Annotated in this window: 20 protein-coding genes; 13 read left to right on the top strand and 7 right to left on the bottom strand. The window is 56.6% G+C overall.

What is annotated here, in order from left to right:
- The first annotated feature begins 58 nt into the window (after positions 1 to 58).
- The 11 genes from D9N14_RS16275 to hemE all read left to right on the top strand — a co-directional run bounded on the left by D9N14_RS16275 (position 59) and on the right by hemE (position 15,719).
- Positions 59 to 1,123 carry a pilus assembly protein PilM gene (locus D9N14_RS16275; RefSeq protein ID WP_290581638.1) on the top strand — a complete coding sequence of 355 codons (1,065 nt, stop codon included), beginning with the start codon at positions 59 to 61 and terminating at the stop codon, positions 1,121 to 1,123.
- Entirely contained in the window at positions 1,123 to 1,680 is a 558-nt protein-coding gene (locus D9N14_RS16270; protein ID WP_290581636.1) for a PilN domain-containing protein, read from the top strand. The genes D9N14_RS16275 and D9N14_RS16270 overlap by 1 nt, the downstream gene beginning before the upstream one ends.
- Positions 1,681 to 1,682: 2 nt before the next feature.
- On the top strand, positions 1,683 to 2,276 hold the full coding sequence (locus tag D9N14_RS16265) for a type 4a pilus biogenesis protein PilO (protein ID WP_290581634.1): 594 nt from the start codon (positions 1,683 to 1,685) through the stop codon (positions 2,274 to 2,276).
- 1 nt (position 2,277) lies between these two features.
- Positions 2,278 to 2,808, top strand: coding sequence for a pilus assembly protein PilP (locus D9N14_RS16260; protein ID WP_290581632.1), 531 nt, complete (start codon positions 2,278 to 2,280; stop codon positions 2,806 to 2,808).
- A gap of 71 nt (positions 2,809 to 2,879) precedes the next feature.
- Positions 2,880 to 4,934 (top strand): type IV pilus secretin PilQ family protein, encoded by a 2,055-nt coding sequence (gene pilQ, locus D9N14_RS16255; protein WP_290581630.1) that lies wholly within the window; start codon positions 2,880 to 2,882, stop codon positions 4,932 to 4,934.
- A 3-nt stretch (positions 4,935 to 4,937) separates the two neighbouring features.
- Complete coding sequence (gene aroK / locus D9N14_RS16250) at positions 4,938 to 5,459, top strand: shikimate kinase AroK (RefSeq protein ID WP_290581628.1); 522 nt, start codon at positions 4,938 to 4,940, stop codon at positions 5,457 to 5,459.
- Between the two features lie 146 nt (positions 5,460 to 5,605).
- A complete protein-coding gene (aroB, locus tag D9N14_RS16245) occupies positions 5,606 to 6,691 on the top strand; it encodes a 3-dehydroquinate synthase (protein ID WP_290581626.1) in 1,086 nt (361 codons plus the stop codon).
- Entirely contained in the window at positions 6,669 to 8,258 is a 1,590-nt protein-coding gene (locus tag D9N14_RS16240; protein WP_290581624.1) for an SPOR domain-containing protein, read from the top strand. Before aroB ends, D9N14_RS16240 begins: the two co-directional genes overlap by 23 nt.
- Positions 8,259 to 8,481: 223 nt before the next feature.
- Positions 8,482 to 12,939 carry a glutamate synthase large subunit gene (gene gltB / locus D9N14_RS16235; protein ID WP_290581622.1) on the top strand — a complete coding sequence of 1,486 codons (4,458 nt, stop codon included), beginning with the start codon at positions 8,482 to 8,484 and terminating at the stop codon, positions 12,937 to 12,939.
- Between the two features lie 48 nt (positions 12,940 to 12,987).
- Positions 12,988 to 14,406 (top strand): FAD-dependent oxidoreductase, encoded by a 1,419-nt coding sequence (locus D9N14_RS16230; protein WP_290581620.1) that lies wholly within the window; start codon positions 12,988 to 12,990, stop codon positions 14,404 to 14,406.
- 245 nt (positions 14,407 to 14,651) lie between these two features.
- The gene (hemE, locus tag D9N14_RS16225) at positions 14,652 to 15,719 is read left to right on the top strand and encodes a uroporphyrinogen decarboxylase (RefSeq protein ID WP_290581618.1); all 1,068 of its coding nucleotides are present in this window, start codon (positions 14,652 to 14,654) and stop codon (positions 15,717 to 15,719) included.
- Positions 15,720 to 15,798: 79 nt separating this feature from the next.
- Here the strand turns inward: hemE and D9N14_RS16220 are convergent, their stop codons facing one another.
- Complete coding sequence (locus tag D9N14_RS16220) at positions 15,799 to 16,248, bottom strand: PaaI family thioesterase (protein ID WP_290581616.1); 450 nt, start codon at positions 16,246 to 16,248, stop codon at positions 15,799 to 15,801.
- Between the two features lie 81 nt (positions 16,249 to 16,329).
- Between D9N14_RS16220 and D9N14_RS16215 the strand changes: the two genes are divergently transcribed.
- Entirely contained in the window at positions 16,330 to 17,424 is a 1,095-nt protein-coding gene (locus tag D9N14_RS16215) for a polysaccharide deacetylase family protein (protein ID WP_290581614.1), read from the top strand.
- 3 nt (positions 17,425 to 17,427) lie between these two features.
- Here the strand turns inward: D9N14_RS16215 and D9N14_RS16210 are convergent, their stop codons facing one another.
- From D9N14_RS16210 to D9N14_RS16200, 3 genes are all read right to left on the bottom strand, one after another.
- Positions 17,428 to 18,012 carry a protein tyrosine phosphatase family protein gene (locus tag D9N14_RS16210; RefSeq protein ID WP_290581612.1) on the bottom strand — a complete coding sequence of 195 codons (585 nt, stop codon included), beginning with the start codon at positions 18,010 to 18,012 and terminating at the stop codon, positions 17,428 to 17,430.
- A 32-nt stretch (positions 18,013 to 18,044) separates the two neighbouring features.
- Positions 18,045 to 18,845 (bottom strand): crotonase/enoyl-CoA hydratase family protein, encoded by an 801-nt coding sequence (locus D9N14_RS16205; protein ID WP_290581610.1) that lies wholly within the window; start codon positions 18,843 to 18,845, stop codon positions 18,045 to 18,047.
- A gap of 141 nt (positions 18,846 to 18,986) precedes the next feature.
- Positions 18,987 to 19,625: a TetR/AcrR family transcriptional regulator gene (locus D9N14_RS16200; RefSeq protein WP_290581608.1), complete on the bottom strand. Its 639-nt coding sequence runs from the start codon at positions 19,623 to 19,625 to the stop codon at positions 18,987 to 18,989.
- A 148-nt stretch (positions 19,626 to 19,773) separates the two neighbouring features.
- Between D9N14_RS16200 and D9N14_RS16195 the strand changes: the two genes are divergently transcribed.
- A complete protein-coding gene (locus D9N14_RS16195) occupies positions 19,774 to 21,021 on the top strand; it encodes a DAPG hydrolase family protein (RefSeq protein WP_290581606.1) in 1,248 nt (415 codons plus the stop codon).
- Between the two features lie 6 nt (positions 21,022 to 21,027).
- Here the strand turns inward: D9N14_RS16195 and D9N14_RS16190 are convergent, their stop codons facing one another.
- Genes D9N14_RS16190 through D9N14_RS16180 form a run of 3 tightly spaced genes read right to left on the bottom strand, consistent with a single transcriptional unit; the run spans position 21,028 to position 25,851 of the window.
- On the bottom strand, positions 21,028 to 22,593 hold the full coding sequence (locus D9N14_RS16190; RefSeq protein WP_290581604.1) for a SpoVR family protein: 1,566 nt from the start codon (positions 22,591 to 22,593) through the stop codon (positions 21,028 to 21,030).
- An 18-nt stretch (positions 22,594 to 22,611) separates the two neighbouring features.
- The gene (locus tag D9N14_RS16185; RefSeq protein ID WP_290581602.1) at positions 22,612 to 23,901 is read right to left on the bottom strand and encodes a YeaH/YhbH family protein; all 1,290 of its coding nucleotides are present in this window, start codon (positions 23,899 to 23,901) and stop codon (positions 22,612 to 22,614) included.
- A gap of 27 nt (positions 23,902 to 23,928) precedes the next feature.
- Positions 23,929 to 25,851 carry a PrkA family serine protein kinase gene (locus D9N14_RS16180; RefSeq protein WP_290581600.1) on the bottom strand — a complete coding sequence of 641 codons (1,923 nt, stop codon included), beginning with the start codon at positions 25,849 to 25,851 and terminating at the stop codon, positions 23,929 to 23,931.
- Positions 25,852 to 26,038: the final 187 nt, after the last annotated feature.

The following is a 26,038-nucleotide window of genomic DNA, read 5'->3' as shown; positions in this document are numbered from 1 at the left end:
GTGCAGAACTGCACAAAATTCATAATCAAAGCAGAACTACAAAACAGGACAGGAAGATATGCTGCCCTTCCTCAGTAAGAAGGCTTCAACAGCCAAGTTGGGAATCGATATCAGCTCGACCTCGGTGAAGTTGCTCGAGCTCAGTCGCAGCGGAAACCGCTACAAGGTCGAGGCCTATGCGGTGGAGCCGTTACCCGCCAATGCCGTAGTTGAGAAAAACATCAATGATGTGGAAGGCGTGGGCGAGGCCATCGCCCGGGTCGTGGCCAGAGCCAAAAGCGGTGTCAAAGGCGCTGCGGTGGCGGTGGCCGGTTCTTCCGTCATCACCAAGGTCATCGAAATGGATGGCAAGTTGTCTGACGACGAGATGGAAAGCCAGATCAAGGTAGAGGCAGACCAATACATCCCCTATCCCCTGGACGAGGTTGCCATCGACTTTGAGGTGCAGGGCACGGTGGAGGGTTCCCCGGATCAGGTGGAGGTTCTGCTGGCCGCCTGCCGCAACGAGAACGTGGAGTTGCGGGTGGATGTGCTGGAAATTGCCGGTTTGACGGCCAAAGTGGTGGATGTGGAAGCCTACGCCATGGAACGGGCCTTCGGCCTGGTGGCGGACCAGATTGATGGCGGCGAAGAGCAAACGGTGGCCATTGTCGATATCGGCTCCACCATGACCACCCTCAGCGTGTTGCACGACGGTCGTACCATTTATACCCGCGAGCAGCTCTTTGGCGGCAAGCAGCTCACTGAGGAGATTCAGCGTCGCTACGGGCTTTCCTTTGAGGAGGCCGGGCTGGCCAAGAAGCAGGGTGGCCTGCCGGATGACTACGAAACCGAAGTACTGGAGCCGTTCAAAGAGGCGGTGGTACAGCAGGTTACCCGTTCCCTTCAATTCTTCTTCTCTTCCAGCCAGTACAACGATGTGGATCACATCCTGCTGGCCGGTGGCACGGCCTCCATCCCCGGATTGGCCGAGATGGTGCAGGACAAGGTCGGCACCACCACGTCCATTGCCAATCCCTTTGTGGATATGGCGTTGTCCTCCAAGGTAAATGCGTCTCTACTCAGCGCCGACGCGCCATCACTGATGATCGCCTGTGGCCTGGCGTTAAGGAGTTTTGACTGATGACAAAAATTAACCTCCTACCCTGGCGTGAAGAACGGCGCCAGGAGCTGAAGCAGCAGTTCTTCGTGGTCCTGGTAGGTGTACTGTTGTTGGGTGCCGGCAGCGTGTATCTGGTGGATATGGGTGTGCAGGGGCGGATTGATTACCAAAACCAGCGCAACCAGTTCATCGTGGGTGAGACCAAAAAGCTGGAACAGCAGATCAAAGAGATCGAAGAGCTCAAGAAAAAGCGCGAATCCTTGATTGAGCGGATGAAGGTTATCCAGGATTTGCAGGGTAATCGCCCTGAAATCGTGAAGATATTTGATGAAATGGTGCGCACGCTGCCCGATGGCGTGTATTACCGCCAGGTGAAGTCGGTGGGTGACACCCTGAGCATGACCGGCTTGGCCGAGAGCAATAACCGGGTATCCAATTTGATGCGTAACCTGGATTCCTCGGAGTTGTTTGAAGCGCCCAACCTGTCCAAAGTGCAGGCCGCCTCCAAAGAGCAGGCCGTCAATGAGTTCGATCTGACGGTCAAACGGCAGAAACCGAAAACCGAGGAGGAGGGCTGAGCATGGACGTAAAAGAGTTTTTTGAGTCCTTTAACAATCTCGACCCGGAAAATATCGGTGGTTGGCCCCTGCCTATCAAGGTGTTCATCTGGATTGTGGCCTGTGTGGTTGCCGGTTTTCTGGTGTTTCATCTACTGTTGTCCGATTCCCTCACCCAGCTGGATACGGTGGCCTCCAAAGAGGCGACCCTGATGAAGGAATACGAGGACAAGGCGTTCAAGGCATCTAACCTGGATGCTTATAAAGAACAAATGAAAGAGATGGAGAACACCTTCGGTGCGTTGCTGCGTCAATTGCCCAGTGACACCGAGGTGCCGGGGCTGCTGGAAGACATCAGCCACACCGGTCTGACCGCGGGCCTGACGTTCAACAGCATTCAGCTGGCTCCGGAAAATTCAAAAGAGTTCTATGTGGAGTTGCCGATTGATATTGAGGTGAAAGGCGGATTCCATGCCTTTGGGACGTTCGTCAGTGCAGTGGCTGCACTGCCCCGGATCGTTACCCTGCATGATTTCGACATCGTTCCCTCCAAAGAGGGCACCCAAGAACTGGTGATGAAAATTCGCGCCAAAACTTACCGCTATAAGGAAAATTGATATGAGAGGCGTAAGTTTTTTTGGAATCGTAATCCTGGGTTTGGCTTTGTCCGGTTGTGGTGGTGACACTTCCTTCAGCGATATCAAGGCCAAGATGGCGGAAGTCAAATCCCGCCCCAAAGGCCGCATCGAGCCACCGCCGGAGTTCAAGGTGTACAAGGCGTTCTCCTATGGCGCTGCTGCTTTGCGCAGCCCGTTTGAACGGCCCATCGACGTTCAGCTGGCGGCACTGCCCCAGAAACGCACTAATGTAAAACCGGATTTCAACCGACCGAAGGAAGTATTGGAACAATTCGGTATTGATTCCCTTTCCATGGTTGGTACCCTGACCCGTCCTGGAGCGAACCTGTTCGCGCTGGTGAAGGACCCGGACAGCGGTCTGCACCGTGTAAAAGAGGGCAATTATCTGGGCCGGAACTTCGGCAAGATTACATCGGTTACCCCCAGCAAGATAGATGTGATTGAAATTGTGTCCGATGGACAGGATGGTTGGGTTGAGCGTCCACGCACATTAGTGTTGCGTGAAGACTGAAGCGTGGGAGACAATTCATGAAAAGCTTTCAGACTTTCATTCAAACGATAACAAGCAAGCAGGTAGCTGCGATGAAATTCAAATTCTGTTGGGGTGCCGTGTTTGCCCTGTTGTCTTCTCCTCTCCTCGCTGCCACGCTCACCGGCGTTGAGTCTGCCTCGCTGCCTGGCGATGCCGTAGAGATCAAGCTTGGCTTTGACGATGTACCGCCCCAGCCCACTGGCTATACCACGGATTCCCCCGCTCGCATTGCGCTGGATCTGGACGGTGTCAGTAATGGCCTGGCAGAAAAATACCACACCCTTGGCAACGGGAATGTGCGCAGCCTGACGGTGATGGGCGCCGGCTCCCGCACCCGCCTGATCGTCAATCTGAGTAACCTGGTGGGCTACACCACCGAGGTGAAGGGCAACCAACTGCTGCTCCGTATCGGTGAGGGTTCCGCAGCCAGTTCCGCCCCGGCAACAGCTGCGCCGGCGAAAAAAGCAGCCGCCCAAGCATCTGCCAATGGCGTACAAGAGATCGATTTCCGTCGCGGCGAACAGGGTGAAGGCCTGGTGGTGATCACCCTGGGTAACGCCAATTCTCCGGTGGACCTGTCTGAAGAAAGTGGCAAGATCGTGGCTGAGTTCGTGGGTGTTGACTTGCCGGATCAGCTGCACCGCCGACTGGACGTTATGGATTTCGCCACGCCGGTGAAGATGATTGACGCCAGCACTGCGTCCGGTAATGCCCGCATTGCGGTGACGCCCACCGGCGATTATGAGTACATGGCGTATCAGACCGATAAGACATTCACCATCAGTGTAAAACCGATCAGCGCCCTGGAGCTGGAGCGTAAGCGCAAAGATAAATTCCAGTACACCGGTGAGAAGCTGTCATTGAACTTCCAGGACATCGAAGTACGCTCCGTGCTGCAGTTGATCGCCGATTTCACCGAACTGAACCTGGTGGCCAGTGACACTGTCCGGGGTCGCATTACGTTGCGCCTGCAGAACGTTCCCTGGGATCAGGCTCTGGATCTGATTCTGAAAACCAAGGGCCTCGACAAGCGTAAGGTGGGTAATGTGATGCTGGTGGCTCCTGCGGATGAGATCGCCGCCCGCGAGAAGCTGGAGCTGGAATCCCAGCGCCAGGTGAAGGAATTGGCGCCGCTGCGTACTGAATATCTGACCGTGAACTACGCCAAGGCGGCGCAAGTGGCGGAGCTGGTGACCGCGTCCGGGTTCCTCAGCGAGCGTGGCTCCATTACGGTGGATGAGCGTACCAATATTCTACTGATCCAGGATACCTCGGCCAACATTGACGAAGTGCGCTTCATGCTGGACCAGCTGGATATCCCGGTGCGGCAGGTGATGATTGAGGCGCGCATTGTTATCGCCCGATCCGATGCGGCTGAAGAGCTGGGAGTGAAATGGGGTGTGGGGCACTTTGACCGCAGCCCGCTGGCGGGATACGGTGAAGGCTTTGGTGTCTGGGGTAACAAAACCGGTTTCGAGGATACTCTGGAAGACGTCGCTTATTCCACTGGCTCCGGTAACCTGGGTGTGGATCTGGGTGTGATTTCATCAGAAGCCAGCCGTATCGCTCTGGGTTATTTCGATATCGATCACGGCCTGGTGGATCTGGAGTTGTCGGCGCTGGAGTCTGATGGTCGTGCTGACATTGTGTCCACGCCCAAGGTTTTAACTGCAGACCAGCAGACTGCCAAAATCCAATCCGGTACCGAAGTACCTTATCAGGAAGCCTCTTCCAGTGGTGCCACCTCCACCTCGTTCAAGGAAGCGGTGCTGTCCCTGGAGGTCACCCCGCAAATTACGCCAGACGGTCGCATCATCATGGAGTTAAAAGTGAACCAGGACTCCGTGGGTGAGATCTTCAATGGTGTGCCTTCCATCGACACCAATGAAATCGAGACCAGCGTGGTGGTGGACAACGGTCAAACCGTGGTGCTGGGTGGTGTATTCCGGTCTGAGGAAGTGGAAGCCATAATCAAGACGCCGTTCCTTGGTGATCTGCCGGTGCTGGGTCGTCTGTTCCGCAGAACCACCAATACCAGTGAAAAAGCGGAGTTGCTGGTGTTCATCACCCCCCGTATCGTGAACGACGTGCTTGCTGCCCAGTAACGCATGTCAAAACACGGAAATGTGATTCTGATTGGCCCGATGGGAGCAGGTAAAAGCACCATCGGGCGTCAGCTTGCCCAGATTCTCAATTATGAGTTCGTTGACTCCGACCATGAAATAGAGGCTCGGACCGGCGCCGATATTCCCTGGATATTCGATGTGGAAGGGGAGGAAGGTTTTCGTCGGCGGGAAGAGTCGGTGATTGAGGAGTTGACCCTGCGGGATGGAGTGGTCCTGGCGACCGGTGGCGGAGCGGTGACCCGTGAAGCCAATCGCCGCGTGATTGCCGCCCGCGGTATAGTGATCTACCTGAAAACCTCTATTGAGCAGCAGCTGGCTCGCACCGCCAAGGATCGTAAGCGGCCTTTACTGCAGCACGCGGAGCCGCGCAAGGTTCTGACCGAACTCATGAAGGTGCGCGAACCCCTCTATCTTGAAGTGGCGGACCATGTGGTGGATACGGATGCTTCCAATATCCGCGATGTGGCCACCAAAATTGCTGAGCTGGTGGCCCAACCCATCTGACGCCCCGGCTCATTGTTTAACCTCTCCCGTATTGCCTGCACGAATGTCTGCACGGTTTCTTTTGCTCCGGCCCTGATGCCCCCTGGTCAGTTCATTGTGGATTGCTGATACAATGGCGTCTTTCGTTACGCGTGGCGGGAGCATGAATGGAAACCTTGGGTGTTGAATTAGGGGAGCGCAGCTATCCCATTTATATCGGGTCCGGTTTGTTGGATCAGCTGGGGGAGTTGCTGCCCTCATTGTCCGGCAAGCAGGTTTTGGTGGTGACCAACACCACCATCGCACCTTTATATCTGGATAAAGTGATGGCCGGGCTGCAGGGATTACAGGCATCCAGTCTGATTTTGCCAGATGGAGAGCAATACAAGACCCTGGACACACTCGACCGGATTTTCACAGCGTTGCTGGAGCGTCGGCACAGCCGGACCACCACACTGGTGGCCCTGGGCGGCGGAGTGATCGGTGATATCACTGGCTTCGCCGCGGCGGCCTATCAGCGGGGTGTGGATTTCATCCAGATTCCCACCACCTTGTTGTCCCAGGTGGATTCTTCCGTCGGTGGCAAGACCGGGGTTAATCATCCCCTGGGCAAGAATATGATTGGTGCGTTTCACCAGCCCAGGGTGGTCATCGCCGACACCGATACCCTCAACACACTGCCGGAACGGGAATTGTCCGCCGGCCTTGCTGAGGTCATCAAGTATGGCCTGATTCGCGACGAAGCCTTTCTGGGCTGGATTGAGGACCACATCAAAGAACTGGTCGCCCGCGATCCGGCCGCCCTGACGTATGCGATTCGTCGCTCCTGCGAGATCAAGGCCGAAGTGGTGGCGGCGGATGAGCGTGAGGGTGGTCTGCGGGCCATTCTCAACCTGGGCCACACCTTTGGCCATGCCATTGAAGCCGCGCAAGGTTACGGTCAGTGGCTGCACGGCGAGGCGGTGGGGGCAGGTATGGTCATGGCGCTGGATTTGTCTGCCCGTTTGGGCTTCGTGGCGCCGCAGGCGGTGGCGCGGGGGCGTGAGATCATCGCTGCGGCCGGTTTGCCGGTGTCGGGGCCGGCGGACATGACCGTCGCAACCTATTTGGAAAAAATGGCAGTGGATAAGAAGAACGTCGATGCCAGGATTCGACTGGTATTGCTGAAATCTGTGGGTGAAGCCATGATCACCGCGGACTTTGACCAGAGTTTGTTACGGGAAACATTGCATGAATGCACGACCCAGGCCTGATATAGAACCCGATATCGGTGAAACCCCAGATGTGTTGGAAGCGCCGCATCCTGATAGCGAGCTGAGAGCGGATCCATTCAGTGACGGCGACGTGGATGGGCTGTTCTTCCCCGGTGCCGGTCGCCAGGAGGCCCTGGAGCAACTCACCCACCTGTTGCGCTATGGACCCCCGTTGCTGGTGCTGCACGGTGATCAGGGGGTTGGGAAGCACTTTTTAGTGGATCATGTGCTGGCGGAACTGGATCCGGATCTGTTTGGCGTGGCCATAGTGCAGGCCGATGTAATGATGAGCCCCACGCAGTTTCTGACGGGGTTGAGTGGGCCTTGGCACGGTCGCGAAGGTTTCAGCCTGGATTCCCTGCAGGCGCAGCTGATTGACTGTGCCACCGTTGCTGACAATGAGTCCCGAACCCTGCTGTTGGTCGTGCGTCAGAGCCAGTTTCTGGATGAGGCCTGCAGCCAGTTGTTGTCTTTAATCCTGGCTTCCGGTGCGGGGTTGCCCCTGAAAGTGCTGCTGGTGATGGACGAGCATGATCCCGACGCGTTGCAGCAGTTTGCGACCCTGTTTGATCAGGTTCCGGATCATTTTCGGTTGGCGCTTGCGCCCTTTGGCCAGCAGGAAACCCAGGACTACCTGATGTATCGAATGCGCACAGGGGGCATGGGACAGGTGCGCTTCAGCGCTGAGCAGGTTGAGCGCATCTTCAATATGAGCCTGGGTAACGCGTCGCGAATCAATCAGGTGGCCGGCGAGTTGTTGCAGGCGGCCATCAGCCACAAGCAGAGTAAGGGTGGCAGGGGGGGCAAGTCAGTCGTGGCCGGTGTGCCCTGGTTGCACGTGGGTGCCCTGGGGGCGGTGGTGTTATTACTGTTGGTGTTGATGTTCACCCGCGCTGACCCCGAACCGGAAACCGTGCGAGTGCCCCCGCTGGAGCGCTCCGTGGTGGAGAGCAAGACGGATTCCGGGCCGTCTCCTCAGTCGAACCAGGCTGCAGGCCATGGCGCAGACTCAGCCCCAGAGCCGGCCCAACAGGCAGAGGCGAATCCTGAGGCTGAATCCGTGCAGGTGGCCACAGTAAAGCCTGAGCCAAGCGCGCAGCCGGTGACAACGCCGGTAACGGCAACGAAACCGGTGACCCAGCCAGTGGCAACGGTTACTCCTGACCCAGTATCCAAACCAGCGCCTAAACCAGAACCCCAGCCTGCTGCCAAGCCGGCGCCCAAGCCAGCAGCTCAGCAGCCCGCACCCAAGCCGGTGGCTGAGGCCAAGCGTGACAGTCGCACTGCCTGGATTCTGTCTTTGCCGGCCGACCATTACGCAATCCAGATGTTGGGGGCGAAAGAAAGGGCGACGGTGGACAAGTTCCTGGCAGCCTATCCCAGTGTGCAAAAGCTTACTTACTATAAAACTCAACGAAATGGTGCGCCCTGGTATGTTGTGGTGCAAGCGAGCTACCCCAGTTATGATGCCGCCAAGGCCGCGGTGGGGAAATTGCCGCAAAATCTGCAAAAACAGGGCCCATGGATCCGAAAAATCGAGGCAATTCAAAAAGATCTAAAAAACTGAAGGTCCAGCGTTAACTCGTTCATTTCTGGACTGTTTTTTGCCTGCCTAAAAGGAGTTTGGCAGGCAAATACCTCATGGAAGACCCTCCGCAACCCTGGATGGGTTTGTTCAAAGGGGGGTTCGCATGTAAAATGGCTCTCCATTTTTGCCCGGCCGTACAGTATGGCCTGCGAGAATCGCAAATAAACCATTGAATTCACTGGAAAAAGGGCTTTCGCTTGTGATGAGTATACAGAGTGGTGGGCTCTACCATCCTGACCAGTTTAGAGACAATTGTGGCTTCGGCCTGATCGCCCATATGAAGGGTGAGGCCAGCCACAACCTGCTGCAGACCGCTATCGAGTCGCTGACCTGCATGACGCACCGTGGTGGTATTGCAGCCGACGGTAAAACCGGCGATGGCTGTGGTCTGTTGCTGAAAATGCCGGAAGCCTTCTTCCGTTCCGTTGCCAAAGAGACGTTTGGCAAGGAATTGAGTGCCGCCTTTGCGGTGGGTATGGTGTTCCTCTCCCAGGATGCGGACAAAGCCACCGCCGCCCGAATGGCGCTGGAGCAGGAAGTGACCCAGCAAGGCCTGGATATTGTCGGCTGGCGTACCGTGCCCGTGGACAGCAGTGTCTGCGGCAGCATTGCCCTGGAGAGCCTGCCCACCATTGAGCAGCTGTTCATCAACAGCAGTGGTATGTCCGATCTGGAGCTGAATCGGCGCCTGTTTTTTGCCCGCCGTCGCGCGGAAGTGCTGCTGAAAGAGGACAGCGACTTTTATATCCCCAGCCTGTCTGCCACGGTGGTGTCCTATAAGGGCCTGGTGATGCCGGCGGACCTGCCGTCGTTCTACCTGGACCTGGCCAATAAGGATATGGGCACCGCGATTTGCGTATTCCACCAGCGCTTCTCCACCAACACGCTGCCGCGCTGGCCCCTGGCGCAACCGTTCCGTTACCTGGCCCACAACGGTGAAATCAACACCATTATGGGGAACCGTAACTGGTCTGTGGCCCGCACCAGCAAGTTCAAATCGGACCTGCTGCCGGGTTTGGAAGACATAACCCCGTTGGTCAACCGCACCGGTTCTGACTCCTCAAGCCTGGATAACATGCTGGAGCTGTTGCTGGCCGGTGGCATTGATATCTATCGTGCGGTTCGGATGATGGTTCCCCCTGCCTGGCAGAACGTGGAAACCATGGACGCGGATCTGCGCGCATTCTATGAATACAACTCCATGCACATGGAGCCCTGGGATGGTCCGGCCGGCCTGGTGATGACCGATGGCCGCCATGCCATCTGTATGCTGGACCGCAACGGCCTGCGCCCGGCCCGTTGGGTTATCACCAAGAACGATTACATTACCCTGGCCTCGGAAATCGGTGTGTATTCCTACAAGCCGGAAGACGTGGTGGCCAAAGGCCGCGTTGGCCCCGGCCAGATCCTGGTGGTGGATACGGAAAACGGCGATGTGCTCCACACTGCCGATGTGGATCAGCGCCTGAAACAGGGGCAGCCATATAAGCAATGGCTGAAAGAAAACGCCATTCGCATTCAGGACACCCTGACCGACGAAACCCGCTCCATAGAGCAGCTGGACCCGGCGGCCATCAAGACCTATCAGAAACTGTTCCAGGTCTCGTTTGAAGAGCGGGACCAGGTGATTCGCCCCATGGCGGAGAACGGCCAGGAGGCGGTTGGCTCCATGGGTGACGATACCCCGATGGCAGTGTTGTCGGCCAAGGTGCGTCCGTTGTACGACTTCTTCCGCCAGCAGTTTGCCCAGGTGACCAATCCGCCCATCGACCCCCTGCGGGAATCCATTGTGATGTCATTGGAAACCTGTGTGGGTGCCGAGCGCAACGTGTTTGAGGAAACCCCTCATCATGCCGACCGTGCGATTCTGACCTCGCCGGTACTGTCCCACAGCAAGTTCCAGCAGCTGCTGTCCATCGAGCGGGAAGGCTATGCGGTCCAGAAAATTTCCCTGAATTACGACGCCGCCATCAGTTTGCGCCAGGCGGTGGAGAATGTGTGCAACGAGGCCGCTGAGGCGGCCCGCTCCGGCAAGGTCATTCTGGTACTGAGCGACCGGGACATCGGTGAAAACAAATTGCCGATCCCGGCCCTGATGGCCACTGGTGCTGTGCACCATCACCTGACCAACAGCGCGTTGCGCTGTGACAGCAATATCGTGGTGGAAACCGCATCGGCCCGTGATCCCCACCACTTTGCCTGCCTGATCGGCTTCGGTGCCACGGCGGTCTATCCGTACCTGGCGTTTGATGTGATCTGCGACCTGGTGCGTACCGGCGAAGTCCTGATGGACCCGATCGATGCGCAGAAGAATTTCCGCAAGGCCATCGATAAAGGCCTGTTGAAGATTCTCTCCAAGATGGGTATTTCCACCATTGCCTCCTACCGGGGTGCACAATTGTTTGAGGCAGTGGGTATTGCCAACGAAGTGGTGGAAACTTGCTTTACCGGAGTGCAAAGCCGCATTCAGGGTGCCGGTTTTGCGCACTTTGAGGCGGACACCAAGCGCCTGGCTGCCGACGCCTGGAAGGCCCGCAAGCCCATCGAGCAGGGCGGCCTGCTGAAGTTCGTTCACGGCGGTGAATACCATGCGTTCAATCCGGATGTGATTGGCGCGCTGCATAAGGCGGTGCAGTCCGGCGATTACGAAGCCTATCGCGAGTACGCCGCGCTGACCCAGGATCGTCCGGTGGCGGCTATCCGTGACCTGTTGACCCTGAAGACGGATGTTAACCCGATCAGCGTGGATGCGGTGGAATCCCTTGAGTCGATCCTGCCCCGTTTTGACTCTGCCGGCATGTCGCTGGGGGCGTTGAGCCCGGAAGCCCACGAAGCCATTGCCATGGCTATGAACCGCCTGGGCGGTCGCAGTAATTCCGGGGAGGGTGGTGAAGACCCTGCCCGTTTCGGCACTGAGAAAGTCTCCAAGATCAAACAGGTGGCCTCCGGTCGCTTCGGGGTGACACCGCACTATCTGGTGAATGCGGAAGTTCTGCAAATCAAGGTGGCCCAGGGTGCCAAGCCTGGTGAGGGTGGGCAGTTGCCCGGCGGCAAGGTGAACGACCTCATCGCCCGCTTGCGTTATTCCGTGCCCGGCGTGACGTTGATCTCACCGCCACCCCATCACGATATCTACTCTATCGAAGACCTGGCGCAGCTGATCTATGACCTGAAGCAGGTGAACCCCAGTGCGCTGGTGTCGGTGAAACTGGTGTCTGAGCCTGGCGTAGGCACCATCGCTGCCGGTGTGGCCAAGGCCTACGCGGACCTGATCACCATCTCCGGTTATGACGGTGGTACGGCGGCCAGCCCGTTGACCTCCATTCGCTACGCCGGCTCCCCCTGGGAGCTGGGTCTGAGTGAAGCCCACCAGTCCCTGCGTGGCAACGACCTGCGGGACAAGATTCGTCTGCAGACCGATGGTGGTCTGAAGAACGGCCTGGACGTGGTGAAGGCGGCGATTCTGGGTGCGGAAAGCTTTGGCTTCGGCACCATCCCCATGATCGCGCTGGGTTGTAAATACCTGCGTATCTGTCATCTGAACAACTGCGCCACCGGTGTGGCTACCCAGCAGGATAAACTGCGGGAAGACTTCTTCATCGGCGCACCGGAAATGGTGATGAACTTCTTCAAGTTCGTGGCCCAGGAAACCCGGGAGTGGATGGCACGTTTGGGTGTGAGCAAAATGGAAGACCTGGTGGGTCGTACGGACCTGCTGGATATGCTGGAAGGCGTGACTGACAAGCAGCGTAATCTGGATCTGACCCCGATTCTGTCCAGCAGTCATGTGCCGGCAGAGAAACCCCATACCTGCAAGGTGGCCAGAAACGCACCTTTCGATAAAGGTGAATTGGCGGAGCGCATGGTCAAGGAAACCCTGGCGGCCATCGATGCCAAAGCCGGTGGTGAGTTCGAGTTCCGCATCACCAACTGTGACCGCTCCATCGGTGCCCGGATCTCTGGTGAAATTGCCAAGCGTCACGGCAACCAGGGCATGGCCGAGCACCCTATCACAATCCGCTTCAACGGTACCGCCGGGCAGAGCTTTGGTGTCTGGAACGCCGGTGGCCTGAACATGTACCTGGAAGGGGATGCCAACGACTACGTGGGCAAAGGCATGACCGGCGGCAAGCTGGTGATTCGTCCGCCCAAGGGCAGCCCGTTCAAGAGCCAGGAAACCGCCATTATCGGTAATACCTGTCTGTACGGGGCTACCGGCGGCAAGTTGTTTGCGTCCGGCTCTGCCGGTGAGCGTTTCGGGGTGCGAAATTCCGGTGCGCATGCGGTGGTGGAAGGCGTGGGCGACCACGGTTGTGAATATATGACCGGTGGGTTGATTACGGTGTTGGGCAAAACCGGCTACAACTTCGGTGCTGGCATGACCGGTGGTTTTGCCTATGTGCTGGACGAAGACAAAACGTTCGTCGACAAGTACAACCACGAACTGGTGGAAATCCAGCGCATCAACAGCGAAGAGATGGAAGCCTATCGCAACCACCTGGTGGGTGTGATCAACGAGTTTGTAGCGGAGACAGGCAGTGCCTGGGGTCAGCATATCCTCGATAATTTCGATGACTACGTTGGCCAGTTCTGGTTGGTGAAACCGAAAGCCGCCAGTGTGCAGAAACTGCTGAACAGCATTAGACACCGTCCTGAATAAGGCGGATGTGATGGGAGCCTGGCTCCGGATCCATGAAAGAGGTTAAAGATGGCAGAACGTTTAAGTAACGACTTCCAGTTTTTGGATGTGCCCCGCAGTGATCCTGCCAAGAAGGATGTTGGGGTAAGACGTTCTCAGTATGTTGAGATCTACAATCCGTTCCAACCGGAGCAGGCGTCATCGCAGGCACACCGTTGCCTGGCCTGTGGGAATCCGTATTGCGAATGGAAGTGCCCGGTGCACAACTACATCCCCAACTGGCTGAAGCTGGTGTCTGAGGGCAATATTCTGGAAGCGGCCGAACTCAGCCACCAGACCAATACCCTGCCGGAAGTCTGCGGCCGGGTGTGCCCCCAGGACCGTTTGTGCGAAGGCGCCTGTACCCTGAACGATGGCTTTGGTGCCGTCACCATCGGTTCTGTGGAGAAGTACATCAGTGATACTGCGCTGGCCATGGGCTGGCGTCCGGATATGTCCAATGTGGTGTGGACCGATAAGAAGGTGGCGGTAATCGGTGCCGGCCCCGCGGGTCTGGGCTGTGCGGACATTCTGGTTCGCAACGGCGTCAAGCCGGTGGTGTTCGATCGCAATCCGGAGATCGGGGGCCTGCTCACGTTTGGTATTCCTGAGTTCAAACTGGAAAAGCCGGTGATGCAATTGCGCCGTGAAGTGTTTGAGGGCATGGGCATCGAGTTCCGCCTCAACACCGAAATCGGTAAAGACGTGACCATCGATGATTTGCTGAATGAATACGACGCCATTTTCATGGGCATGGGCACCTACACCTACATGAAAGGTGGCTTCCCCGGTGAGGAACTGGAAGGGGTGTATGAAGCGCTGCCTTATCTGGTCTCCAACGTGAACCGCAATATGGGGTTTGAAAAGGCGCCGGAAGATTTCATCAATATGGATGGCAAAAAGGTCGTGGTACTGGGCGGTGGTGATACCGCCATGGACTGTAACCGTACTGCGATCCGTCAGGGTGCCACCCAGGTGACCTGCGCCTATCGTCGTGATGAGGCCAACATGCCCGGTTCCGTACGGGAAGTGGCCAACGCCCGGGAAGAAGGGGTGGAGTTCCTGTTTAACCGCCAGCCTATCGCCATCATCGGCGATAACAAGGTGGAAGGGGTGAAAGTGGTGGAAACCCAGCTGGGTGAGCCGGATGCCCGCGGCCGTCGCAGCCCCGAACCGATTCCCGGTTCTGAGCAGATTCTGGAGGCGGACGCGGTGATCATCGCTTTCGGTTTCCGTCCCAGCCCCCAGCCCTGGTTCAATACTGCCGGTGTCAACACCGACGATGGTGGCCGCGTGGTGGCGCCGGAACAGGCCCAGTTCAAATTCCAGACCTCCAACCCCAAGATTTTCGCCGGTGGCGATATGGTGCGGGGCTCGGATCTGGTGGTGACCGCCATTTGGGAAGGTCGCAAGGCGGCGGAAGGCATTCTGGATTATCTGGACGTGTGATCTGTAAACGCCACTGAACAATTTGGTAACACCGTTGAAACGGGTGGGGTAATGACGAGCGAATCGTTGTACACTTTCACCCGTTTTTTATTGATGAATGTATTCTGCGGGCCGGGGCAGGTGGCACTCAGACCGTCAGCGGCCATGGACGGCCGCTGTCGAGCGCACAGGGATGTGCTTGTAGCGTGTCTGAGTGCCACCTGCCCCGGCCCGCCTGCCAACTGAATCAAAGAAAAAGGCCCAACATGTCCGAACTGAAGAACGATCGATTCCTGCGCGCCCTGATGAAACAACCGGTAGACGTCACCCCTGTGTGGATGATGCGGCAGGCGGGTCGTTATCTGCCGGAATACAAGGCCACCCGCGCCCAGGCCGGGGATTTCATGTCCCTGTGCAAGAACGCTGAGCTGGCCTGTGAGGTCACCCTGCAGCCCCTGGAGCGCTTTGAGCTGGATGCCGCCATTCTGTTTTCGGATATTCTCACAGTGCCGGACGCCATGGGCCTGGGCCTGTATTTTGAGGCCGGCGAAGGCCCCCGCTTCAAAAAACCGGTGCGCACCGAACAGGATGTGGCGGCATTGCCGATTCCTGACGCCGCCAGCGACCTGGACTATGTGATGAATGCGGTACGCACCATTCGCTCGGCCCTGGGCGGGCGGGTGCCCCTGATCGGTTTTTCCGGCAGCCCCTGGACCCTGGCGACCTATATGGTGGAGGGTGGTTCCAGCAAGGATTTCCGCACCATCAAGCGCATGATGTATGCTCAGCCAGAGGTGCTGCATGCCCTGCTGGATAAGCTGGCGGACAGCATCATTGATTACCTCAATCAGCAAATACTGGCCGGGGCTCAGGCGGTGCAGATTTTCGATACCTGGGGTGGTGTGCTCAGCACCAGCCACTATCAGGCGTTTTCGCTGAACTACATGAAAAAGATCGTCGACGGCCTGATCAAGGAACACGATGGGCGTCCGGTGCCGAGTATCTTGTTTACCAAGAACGGTGGGCAGTGGCTGGAGTTGATCGCGGTAGCGGGCGCCAACGCCGCGGGTCTGGACTGGACCATCGAGATCGGAGACGCGCGTGCCCGTGTCGGTGACAAAATTGCCCTGCAGGGCAATATGGACCCTTCCGTGTTGTATGCGTCACCGGAGGCCATTCGGGCTGAAGTGGCGCGGATTCTGGAGAGCTTTGGCGCTGGCGAAGGCCATGTGTTCAACCTGGGTCACGGGATTGCCCTGGATGCTGATCCCGATCACGCCAAAGTGTTTGTGGATGCAGTGCACGAGCTGTCTGCCCGGTACCACAGCCAGTGATATTCCCGATATAAAAAGCCCGGCATGACGATGAAGTCTGCCGGGCTTTTTGTTGCCTGCTTAAATGCGGCTGAGCCGCTTAGCGACCGTGGGCGCGAGCCTGGTAGCGACCGGTGGTGACGGCGCAGATCTCGCCGCTTTCGTCCTTGATTTCCTGCTCCAGGATGTAAACGGATTTGCCTTTCTCTTCCACTTCGCGATTGACCCGCTCGATTTCCTCTTCGCTGATGCGGCACTCCACGGTGGCAGCGGTTTTGATGGGTTTCAGGAATTTAACGCTCATTTCGGTCACGATGGGGTAGCATTTGGTGGCGTCGAAGGCGCTCCAGAACAAGGCGCCGCCGGGCAGTTCGCCCAGGGTGAAGATGGAGCCGGCGTACATGATGCCGATATGGTTGATGTTCTGTTCGAAAGGCATGCTCATCTTCACATAGCCGCGTTCCATTTCAATCACCTCGGCACCGGTGAATTTGGCCAGGGGAATGGAGCCGGCGGTCATTTCATTTACTTTTTCTTTATCGAATTGCATCGCTACACCTTGGTATAGTGGGTTCATAGGTTTCTCTGAGTCCGTGACAGGATGATACCAAGCTGAAAAGAGGTCGACTATATGGTCAAGCGTGCTTTTGCCGCTTTGTTGTGTCTGGTGAACGGGTTGTTAATCCCGGTGAACCTATGGGCTGAAAATGCCGGGAACAGCGCCAATCATGGGGTTATCCTGCAATATCATCATATTGCCACCGGAACTCCCCCCAGTACCTCCCTGGCGCCGGAAGTGTTTCGTCGGCATCTGGAGATCCTCAAACAGGGTGGCTTCAGCGTATTGCCGTTGCCGAAACTGGTGGCGGCGTTGCAGGAACATCGCCCACTGCCAGACCGGGCGGTGGTGATTACCTTTGACGATGCCTATGACGATATTGCGCAGCAGGCGGCGCCCATGCTGGAGCAGTTCGGGTTTCCCTACACCATTTTTGTCAGCACGGATTTTGTGGATCGCAAGCAGCCCGGCTATATGACTTGGGATCAGCTGCGGGGGTTGCAAGCCAAAGGCGCCAACCTGGCCAATCACACCCGCAGCCACCTGCACCTGTTGCGCAAGCCCGATGCCCTGTCACAGAAGCAGTGGCTGCAGGCACTGCGCGAGGAAATCGACGGGGCGGAGCAGCGCATTCAGGCGGAGACCGGTGAGCATTGGCGGTATCTGGCCTATCCCTATGGGGAAGCGGATGCAGCGGTGATCAAGGCGGTGACGTCCTGGGGCTATCTGGGATTTGGGCAGCAGTCCGGTGCGGTGAATAAGACTCTGCTGAACAGCGGCATGGCGCCCCGTTACCCCTTTAATCAGAGCTATCAGGACCTGGATGATTTTCGCGTCAAGGCCAGCAGCCTGCCGTTGCCCCTGAAAAAAGAAACGTTCCCTGGCTGGGTGTTCGATGAGCCGGTGCAGCCCGAATTGATACTGGCCTTGTCGACGCAGCGTGAACTGAAAGGCCAATTGAACTGTTACGCCAGCGGGCAGGGGGCGATCCCCCTGCGCATGCAGGCCGATAACGTGGTGGTGGTACAGGTGAGTAAGCCGATTCCGGTGGGCCGCTCCCGCTACAACTGCACCTTGCCGGTGGCGGGGCAGCCTGGGCGTTACCACTGGCACTCCCGCATGTGGATTCGCAAGCGGGACGATGGCAGTTGGTACCCTGAGCCATGATGGTCAGCGCGGCCCGATAAAGTCCGCCCACACGCCGAAGGGTTTCCAGAGCTTATCCAGGTCCGGTTTGGCTTTGTGGACGTCTTCTCCCAGCACCTGGGTTCGGTAGCGGAACACGAATGCCGAGACCCGCATATTGGCGGCACAATGGATGAACACTGGCTGTTGTGGATACACCGACAGTGCCTGGCAAAACTGTTCGAAGTCCGCCTCTGTGGGGTTGTCGAACGCCACCGGGATGTGGACGTACTGCATGCCGTTGGCCGCCACCAGCTCCGCTTCATTAGCCAGTGCGTTTTCGGCGCCATGAGGTGCCAGGTTGATGACGGTGGTGAAGCCGGCTTCCCGGAGTAAGGGAAAGTGTGCGGGTTGAGGTTGCCCCGCGGTGGCCAGCCCGTCGGCGATGGGGTGGTAATTGAAGATACTGCCCAGGCCGCCCTGTTGAATATCCGCTTCGGCTTGGGTGATGCCAAGAAAGGTTTTGATGAAGCCCAGGCTGGTTTTGATGCTGCTGGCGGAATTGAAATATCGAACATCAAACAGCTGGGCGAACTCTTTCCATTTAGACCATTTCAGATAGCCACTCATACTCATTCCCTCGATGTGAAGTGTTGGTCAAATTAATCAATGGTACGGTCGTTAAAGGGGATCTCTGTTTTTTTCTGGTTGCGTTCCACCGAGATCCGCTGGTTTTTGCCCCCCATCACCCGGCGCTGCCACAGGCGCTCGGCGCGCAGAGCGGTGCGGTCCAGGGCCCGCCAGGCATCCTGCAACAGAAACTTGCCGGCGGCCACAGCATCGGGGGAGCGTACCGAAATCTCATCCACCAGGGCCTGTGCTTTTTGCATGGGGTCAGCGCTGATGTGGGTGACCAGCCCCAGCGACTGGGCCGCCTCGGCGTTGACAATGCGACCGGTCATGGTGAGTTCCTTGGCTTTGTCCAGCGGCATCAGTTCCCGCATCAGGGCAACCCCGCCCATGTCCGGCACCAGGCCCCATTTTGCCTCCATCATGGAAAGCTTGGCATCCGGGTGGCAGATGCGGATGTCGGCCCCCAGGCCCAGTTGCAGCCCGGCACCAAAACAGTTGCCGTGCATCAGTGCGATCACCGGAGCCCCCACATCCCGCCAGCCGATGCTCCAGGTCTGGAAATCGTTCTGGAAGGGAAGCCACAACTGCATGTAACTGGTAAACGCGGTCACCGGTTTGGCCAGCACGCTTTTGAAATCCAGGCCCGCGCAAAAAGAGGGTCCGTCTCCCTGCAGGATGACAGCACGGATGTTTTTCATCTTGCGTACCTGCTTTTGGGCGGCAATAACGCCCCGCAGCATATCCAGATCCATGCCATTGTGTTTGTCCGCCCGGTTCAGGGTGACAGTGGCGATTTCGTTGTCCACAGATACGATGACTCGATCGTTCATATCGGCTCCTCAGCAGGTGATGCTGGCTAAATTACTGGTTCCGTGGCGGGATGTGAACCGCTCGACACAGGCTTTTTATAACCTGAATGAAGAGTCTATGGTCTTGTCCGAACAGGCTCAGGTTGGATGAATGCACTTGGCTCAATCCGCGCTCCCGCCAAATAGTACCCTCATGATGTGTCCGACCTGGTGTTCCGCCGTCATTGCCGGGGTGTCACCCAGCAGGTCGTTGATGGCCGGTAGCATCAGCGGAAAAAAGGTGAGGCTCAGCAGCGTCAGAAAGAACGTATCGTTGTTGTAACGAGCCAGCGCCGGGCTCTGGCTGCGGGCCCGTTCAAACAGAACGCCAATCGGTTCGTGCAGGCGGAGGAAGTTGGCCTTCAGGTATTCAGCGCGTGCAGGGTCACCCTCATTATCCGCCATCAGGAGTTTGGCAAACATGGGGTTGTGGTAGGACGCTTCGATAAACCCCCTGACCACCTGCCGGAAACTGGACAGTGGGTCCTGCTCGAGTGAAGCCGCCATCAGGATGGGCATCAGCCGCTGCTGGTAGTGTTCGAGCACGGTATCCGCAACCGCTTTCCAGATTTCCAGCTTGCTGCCGAAATGGTGGCGCAGGGTACCATGGGTACAGCGGGCGCCACTGGCGATTTCTCGCACGGAAGTGGCTTCATAGCCCTTCTGGGCAAAGCGCTCGATGGCCGACTGAATGATGCTGTCATGGGTCAGGGCCGCGGCTTGGGCGCTCTGTTTGCCGCGCTTTCGGGGAAGATCGTTCACAGTGAGCGGTCTTGGGCTTTTTGGCTGGAGGAAGGCGCAGTATAGCCAGCTCCGCCAGCAGATTGAACCCGGGATGGCTGGGCGGTTGTTTTATATTATCCATACGGATAATATAAGGGCATAACAACAATCCGTAGGGGCGTGCATCATGTCAAAATCAGGTTGGTACCGGTATCAGGGTTGGGGGTGGCTGCCGCGGGTGCTGTTATGGACTGCAGTGATGTCGGCGCCACCGGCGCAGGCGCATTTGCGCGATCTGGTGGCGACCCCTGAGCCGCAACATACCGTCATCGTGGTGGAACAGACCTTGCCGGGGCTCAGGCCTGAAATGCTGGACTGGTGGTGGCGAAACCTGGGACGGGAGGCCGCTTTCCAACGCTGGCATCCGGAGGCCAACCAATCGTTCCAGTGGCTCCATATCCCGCCAACTCAGGACGATCTTGCGGTACCCGCGGGGGCGGTTCTGGCGATCACCCAGATATTGGGTGGATCGCAGGTGCACAGTCAGTGGCGCTTTCTGCAACCCGCGGTGCGCTGTGTGGGGGATGATCACCGGGTGCAGGCGCAGATCACGTTCCCCGGCGATGAAACGCTGGGCAGTGGCCTGGTGCGCTATGACTACGGTGTCAGCGCGCGGGGTGATGACCTGCTGCTGCGCACGACTTATAGTCTGCCCGATGGCATCGTGGAACGGTATCCGGAATATGTGGAGGCGTTGGCCAGTTATACCGAGGTGAGCATGCAGAACCTGCAGGCGTTTCTGCCGCAGTGGTTTCAAACCCACTACGTGGAAGAGGCCCTGTTACCCAGAGGCAGCTATGAGATGGTCGCCAATGGTTGGCTGACGAAAAAAGTGATCGTCAATCAGGAAATACTCGGCATTACCCCGGACATGCTGGACTGGTGGTGGGACAACATCAATACCACCAACCGCTACCGGGGGTGGCACCCCACGGCCCATGTGAGTTTTCGTTGGTTGGTGCCTCCGAGCCGGCCCGACAGCCTGGACTATTCCGTGGGGGCGGTGCAGCAGGTGCGGGAGTACATCGGGCCCTATGCGTCGAATCTGTTGATCACCTGGCTTGATCCGGCTGCGGCGGAGGGGCAGGTAGAGTACGAACACTGGATCGTGGCGAAAACGGACCTGAAGGCGTTGAGTGGGATTCTGCCCCAGCGCCTGATTCACGAATACCAGACCAATGACAACGGTGACGGCATTGTGATGCGCTCCACGTTCACCGTGCCGGTGTTCTTTGATTGGGTGATGCCGGGATTTTCCCGCAGCCTGGGGGAGCATGCGATACAGGAAATGCAGTTCCTGCCGAACTTTCTGCCGGCCCTGTTTGAACAGGAATACAGCAAGAACCGGCAGGGCTGTGGGCAGTGTGAAGAATAAGCCTGATTACACCCGCTGAATCAGGCTCAGTTCCTCTTCTTCCTCATCCTTTTCGGTGGATTTCTTTTCAATTCCGTTGGCGCCGCACTTGATGGTGTCCATGACGGTGTTGTCCTGCACCGATTCCAGGATGACATCGAATTTCCACAGACGGTGCAAATGCTTCAGTACTTCTTCAGCGGACTCCGTCTCCAGTGGGCGACGATTGTGGCGTACATGGCGCAGGGTAATGGAACGGTCGCCGCGCACATTGACGTTGTAAACCTGGATGTTGGGTTCGTTCATGGACAGGTTGTATTGCTTGGACAGCGCCTCACGGATATCCCGATAGCCGGGGTCGTCGTGGATGGCGGTGATGTGCAGATCCCGTTCCTTGTCATCATCCAGGATGGAGAAGAACTTGAATTCGCGAATGACTTTGGGGGACAGGAACTGTTGCACAAAGCTCTCGTCTTTGAAGTTCTGCATGGCGAACGTCAGGGTTTCCTTCCAGTCGCTGCCGGCGATGTCCGGGAACCACTTTTTGTCTTCCTTGGTGGGGTTCTCACAGATGCGGCGGATATCCGACATCATGTTGAAGCCCAGGGCATACGGGTTGATACCGCTGTAGAAACGGCTGTCAAACGGCGGCTGATACACCACGGAAGTGTGGGACTGAAGGAACTCCAGCATAAAGCCATCGGTGACTTTGCCTTCCTCGTAGAGTTTGTTCAGTAACGTGTAGTGCCAGAACGTGGCCCAGCCCTCGTTCATCACCTGGGTTTGCCGTTGCGGATAAAAATACTGGGCGATCTTGCGCACGATGCGCACCACTTCCCGCTGCCAGGGTTCCAGCAACGGGGCATTTTTTTCAATAAAGTAGAGCAGGTTTTCCTGGGGCTCTTCCGGATAGCGTTTGACGTCGTGGTGATCTGCTTTGTCCCCCAGTTGGGGAATGGTTTTCCAGAGCTCGTTCACCTGTTTCTGCAGGTATTCCTCCCGTTCCCGCTGGCGTTGCTTTTCTTCCTCAGCGGAAATAGGGTAGGGGCGTTTGTAACGATCCACGCCATAGTTCATCAGGGCGTGGCAGGAATCGAGTATGGCTTCCACTTCGTCCACACCATAGCGTTCTTCGCATTTCATGATGTAGTTTTTGGCAAACACCAGATAGTCGATGATGGAGGTGGCGTCGGTCCAGGTGCGGAACAGGTAGTTGCCTTTGAAGAAGGAGTTATGGCCGTAGCAGGCATGGGCAATCACCAGCGCCTGCATGGTCATGGTGTTCTCTTCCATCAGGTAGGCAATGCACGGATTGGAATTGATGACAATCTCGTAGGCCAGGCCCATTTGTCCGCGCCGGTAATGCTGCTCGTTGCTGACAAAATGTTTGCCATAGGACCAGTGGTTATAGCCCACCGGCATGCCCACCGAAGAGTAGGCATCCAGCATTTGTTCGGCGGAAATGATTTCAATCTGATTGGGATAGGTGTCCAGGCCGAATTCCCGGGCCACCCGGCCGATTTCCCGGTCGTAGTCCTGAATCAGTTCGAAGGTCCAGTCGGACCCGGTTGAGATTGGAGTGCGTTCAGTCATAGGCAATCTGCTGTTTTACTAACTGGCCCTTTTGGTTTCCTTGCGCTGGAACAGTTCACGGAACACGGGATAGATATCGCCGGGGTCGCTGATCTGCTGCATGGCAAAGTGTTCTACAGTGGCTTCAATGGTTTCATACTCTCGCCATAAAGCCTGGTGTCGACGCGGGTTAATCTCAATGTAAGAGTAGTACTGTACCTGGGGCAGAATGTCCTTGATCAGGATCTCCCGGCAGGTGGGGGAATCGTCGTTCCAGTTATCACCGTCGGATGCCTGGGCACCATAGATATTCCACTCATCGGCAGGGTAGCGATCCTTCATGATGTCGCGCATCATTTTGAGGGCGCTGGAGACGATGGTGCCGCCGGTTTCGCGCGAATAGAAAAACTCCTCTTCATCCACTTCCTTGGCGCTGGTGTGATGGCGAATGAATACGACTTCGATCTTTTCGTAGTTGCGCTTCAGGAACATGTACAGCAGGATGAAGAAACGCTTGGCCATGTCTTTCATGGCCTGGTTCATGGAGCCGGAGACATCCATCAGGCAGAACATGACCGCCTTCGACGTGGGCTTTGGCTGTTTCAGGTGCAGGTTGTAGCGCAGGTCGATGGTGTCCACGAAGGGAATCTTGTTGATGCGGCGTTTGAGCTTGGCGATCTCCAGCTCCAACTCCTCTTCTTTGCGCTTGTCCCGCAAGACCGGGTCCTGCTCCTGCAGGGCGGCGAGCTTTTCTTCCGCCTCACGCAGGCGGCGGCGGGAGGAGGCCGTTAGCGCAATACGGCGACTGGTGGCCTGGCGCATGGAACGCACCACATTGATCTTGGCGGGGTTGCCTTCGTTGACCACCCCGGCGCGAACGTACTTGAAGGATTCAATGCCCTGCAACTGGCGTTTCACCAGGTTGGGCAGTTCCAGGTCCTCGAACAGAAAATCCAGAAACTCGTCCTGACTGATCTGAAAGACAAAGTCATCAATGCCTTCACCGGAATCGCTGGCGTCACCATCACCGCCGCCACCTCCACCGCTGCCACCCTGGGGGCGCTGGATGTGGTCACCGGTGACGAACTCTTTATTACCCGGATGCACCATATCCCGCTTGCCGCCCTTGCCGTGATGGAAGAACGGCTCCGAGATATCCCGGCGCGGAATGGAGATGCTTTCACCGCTGTCCAGGTCGGTGATGCTGCGTTTGGTAACGGCCTCATCCACCGCTTTCTTGATGTGCTTGCGGTAGCGGCGCAGGAACCGTTGCCGGTTCACTGTGCTTTTGTTTTTACCGTTCAGGCGGCGATCAACAATATACGACACTGTTTCACCCTTAGCGGATGTTCCGCGTTACTGCGATTTACGAACCCGCAGATACCATTCAGACAGCAGTCGCACCTGCTTCTCGGTGTAACCGCGTTCCACCATTCGCTTGACGAAGTCTTCGTGTTTCTTCTGGTCCCCTTGCGATGCTTTGGGGTTGAAAGAAATGACCGGCAACAGGTCCTCGGTGTTGGAGAACATTTTCTTCTCGATGACTGTGCGCAGTTTTTCGTAGCTGAGCCAGGATGGGTTCTTGCCGGAATGGTTGGCACGGGCACGCAACACGAAGTTCACCACTTCGTTGCGGAAATCCTTGGGGTTGCTGATGCCGGCAGGTTTCTCGATCTTTTCCAGTTCGTCGTTCAGTGATTTGCGATCGAAGATCTCGCCGGTGTCGGGATCGCGGTATTCCTGATCCTGAATCCAGAAGTCGGCATAGGTCACGTAACGATCGAAAATATTCTGGCCGTATTCGGAGTAGGATTCCAGATAGGCCGTCTGGATTTCCTTGCCGATGAACTCCACATAACGGGGCGCCAGGAACTCCTTGATGAAACGCAGGTAGCGCTCACGGGTTTCCGCCGGGAACTGTTCCTGATCGATGGCGTTCTCAAGGACGTGCAGCAGGTGCACCGGGTTGGCGGCCACTTCTGCGTGATCGTAGTTGAACACTTTGGACAGGATCTTGAACGCGAAACGGGTGGACAAGCCATCCATCCCTTCGTCCACACCGGCAGCATCCCGATATTCTTGATAGGATTTCGCTTTAGGATCGGTGTCTTTCAGGTTCTCGCCATCATAGACCCGCATCTTCGAATACACCGAAGAGTTTTCCGGCTCTTTCAAACGGGACAGCACTTCAAACTGCGCCAGCATGCGTAATGTGTCTGGTGCGCAATGGGCGTTGGAGAGGGAGCTGTTCTGCAGCAGTTTTTCGTAGATCTTGATTTCTTCAGTGACCTTCAGGCAGTACGGTACTTTTACGATGTAGATACGATCGATGAAAGCCTCGTTGTTTTTGTTATTGCGGAATGCCTGCCACTCCGATTCGTTGGAGTGTGCCAGTACGATGCCGTCAAAGGGAATCGCGCCCATGCCTTCGGTGCTGTTGTAGTTACCTTCCTGGGTTGCGGTCAGCAATGGGTGCAGAACCTTGATGGGGGCTTTGAACATTTCCACGAATTCCAGCAGACCCTGGTTGGCTTTACACAAGCCACCGGAGAAGGAATAACAGTCGGGATCGTTCTGGGCAAACTCTTCCAGTTTTCGAATATCCACTTTGCCCACCAGGCTGGAAATATCCTGGTTGTTTTCATCGCCGGGTTCGGTTTTGGCGACACCGATCTGGTCCAGAATGGAAGGGTAGAGTTTCACCACTTTGAATTGGGAAATGTCGCCGTTGAATTCATGCAGGCGTTTCACGGCCCAGGGCGACATGATGCCTTTAAGGTAACGCCGAGGAATGCCGTATTCCTCTTCCAGAATGCCGGCATCTTCTTCCGGTGCGAACAGGTTCAAGGGTGATTCATTAACCGGAGAATCTTTGATCGCGTAAAACGGAATTTTTTCGATCAGGTGTTTTAATCGTTCTGCCAGGGAGGACTTGCCACCCCCTACCGGGCCCAACAGATACAGGATTTGTTTTTTCTCTTCCAGGCCTTGAGCGGCGTGTCGGAAATAGGAAACGATTTGCTCGATGCATTCTTCCATTCCGTAGAATTCGCTGAAAGCCGGATAGCGGCGGATGATTTTGTTGGAGAAGATGCGGCTGAGTCGAGGGTCAAGGGAGGTGTCGATTAATTCCGGTTCGCCGATGGCGTCCAGCATGCGTTCAGGGGCACTGGCATAAGCATTCGGATCGTTCTTACAAATCTCCAGGTATTCCTGAAGCGTGTACTCTTCCTCTTGCGTAACTTCATACCGGGTTTGGTAGTGACTAAATATGCTCATAGGTCTACCTCATGTTACCGCGTTTGGTCTTTACAATTTGAGTTTTTGAATCGGCATCAGTTCCAAATCAAATTCCTGCTTATTTATTATCTTAGTATGAAAAAGTAAAAATGGTTGAAAGAAAAGAACTTATTTTGTTTTTTTCAAAAATAAATAAGTTCAGTCTATAAATTCTGATCGGTTTGAT

It is taken from the genome of Ketobacter sp. (genome assembly GCF_003671495.1).
Classification (GTDB): domain Bacteria; phylum Pseudomonadota; class Gammaproteobacteria; order Pseudomonadales; family Ketobacteraceae; genus Ketobacter.
Note: the sequence above shows the minus strand (reverse complement) of the source record. Positions and strands in the feature narration are given on the sequence as shown.

Coding starts and splice junctions, on each gene's coding strand:
- D9N14_RS16275 (WP_290581638.1), top strand. CDS start 59: ATGCTGCCCTTCCTCAGTAAGAAGGCTTCAACAGCCAAGTTGGGAATC.
- D9N14_RS16270 (WP_290581636.1), top strand. CDS start 1,123: ATGACAAAAATTAACCTCCTACCCTGGCGTGAAGAACGGCGCCAGGAG.
- D9N14_RS16265 (WP_290581634.1), top strand. CDS start 1,683: ATGGACGTAAAAGAGTTTTTTGAGTCCTTTAACAATCTCGACCCGGAA.
- D9N14_RS16260 (WP_290581632.1), top strand. CDS start 2,278: ATGAGAGGCGTAAGTTTTTTTGGAATCGTAATCCTGGGTTTGGCTTTG.
- pilQ (WP_290581630.1), top strand. CDS start 2,880: ATGAAATTCAAATTCTGTTGGGGTGCCGTGTTTGCCCTGTTGTCTTCT.
- aroK (WP_290581628.1), top strand. CDS start 4,938: ATGTCAAAACACGGAAATGTGATTCTGATTGGCCCGATGGGAGCAGGT.
- aroB (WP_290581626.1), top strand. CDS start 5,606: ATGGAAACCTTGGGTGTTGAATTAGGGGAGCGCAGCTATCCCATTTAT.
- D9N14_RS16240 (WP_290581624.1), top strand. CDS start 6,669: ATGAATGCACGACCCAGGCCTGATATAGAACCCGATATCGGTGAAACC.
- gltB (WP_290581622.1), top strand. CDS start 8,482: ATGAGTATACAGAGTGGTGGGCTCTACCATCCTGACCAGTTTAGAGAC.
- D9N14_RS16230 (WP_290581620.1), top strand. CDS start 12,988: ATGGCAGAACGTTTAAGTAACGACTTCCAGTTTTTGGATGTGCCCCGC.
- hemE (WP_290581618.1), top strand. CDS start 14,652: ATGTCCGAACTGAAGAACGATCGATTCCTGCGCGCCCTGATGAAACAA.
- D9N14_RS16220 (WP_290581616.1), bottom strand. CDS start 16,248: ATGCAATTCGATAAAGAAAAAGTAAATGAAATGACCGCCGGCTCCATT.
- D9N14_RS16215 (WP_290581614.1), top strand. CDS start 16,330: ATGGTCAAGCGTGCTTTTGCCGCTTTGTTGTGTCTGGTGAACGGGTTG.
- D9N14_RS16210 (WP_290581612.1), bottom strand. CDS start 18,012: ATGAGTGGCTATCTGAAATGGTCTAAATGGAAAGAGTTCGCCCAGCTG.
- D9N14_RS16205 (WP_290581610.1), bottom strand. CDS start 18,845: ATGAACGATCGAGTCATCGTATCTGTGGACAACGAAATCGCCACTGTC.
- D9N14_RS16195 (WP_290581606.1), top strand. CDS start 19,774: ATGTCAAAATCAGGTTGGTACCGGTATCAGGGTTGGGGGTGGCTGCCG.
- D9N14_RS16190 (WP_290581604.1), bottom strand. CDS start 22,593: ATGACTGAACGCACTCCAATCTCAACCGGGTCCGACTGGACCTTCGAA.
- D9N14_RS16180 (WP_290581600.1), bottom strand. CDS start 25,851: ATGAGCATATTTAGTCACTACCAAACCCGGTATGAAGTTACGCAAGAG.